This window comes from Deinococcus radiopugnans ATCC 19172, from assembly GCF_006335125.1.
GTDB lineage: Bacteria > Deinococcota > Deinococci > Deinococcales > Deinococcaceae > Deinococcus > Deinococcus radiopugnans.
Map to the genome: position 1 here is coordinate 1 of NZ_VDMO01000078.1, position 741 is coordinate 741.

At 74.9% G+C, this 741-nt stretch carries 1 protein-coding gene; it reads right to left on the minus strand.

The genetic code is table 11. The annotated features are described in order from the left end of the window. The coding region (locus FHR04_RS20760) for a hypothetical protein (protein WP_139405066.1) at window positions 1-680 on the minus strand (680 nt) is incomplete at its 3' end. Window positions 681-741: the final 61 nt, after the last annotated feature.

Consider the following 741-nt stretch of genomic DNA (forward strand, 5'->3'; position numbering starts at 1 on the left):
GGGGCGAGCTGCGCGGCGCGGGCGGCCCCGAGCAGGTCGTCGAACGGGAGCCAGCGGGTGCCGGCGTCGACGAGCGCGATCACGACGAAGACCGGCCCGACGGTGAGCGGCAGGCTGAGCGTCCCCCACCAGCCGCCCGCGGCGCCGTAGACGGTGCCGACCAGCATCCCGCTGAGGTTCGCGACCACGAAGGTCGCCACGTAGGCCAGCAGCACCGTGCCGAAGCCCTCGTCGGGGGCGAACCAGCCGTCCTGCAGCCGCCAGCCCCAGCCCATCGCGCCGTACCAGGCGCGCTCGGCCTCGAGCAGCAGCGTCATCACCAGCGCGAACGCGGTCCCGAGCACCACCGCGGCGAGCAGCGCGCCGCGCACGTAGGCCCGCCGCGTCATCCCGCTCGCGACGTGCACCGCCGGGTAGGTCGCGGCGACGCCGATCAGCACCGAGAACGGGAACCAGACGCCGCTCTGCCGCGCGAACCAGACGATGGACACCCCGACCTCGCCGAACCGGTCGACGACGAACGGCACCGCGACGACGGCCACCAGGACGATGGCCCAGTAGACGAGGCCCATCTGCACGAACCAGACCAGCAGGTCCCGGGCGGTGCGCAGCGCGGGCGACGTCCGCCGGACCGGGCGTGCCGGGAACAGCGGGCGGCTGCGCGCGACGTCGGCGCTCATCGGGCCCTCCCCATCTCGGCGGCCGCGTCGGCGGCGCCGTCCTCGGTCAGGTGGACGAACA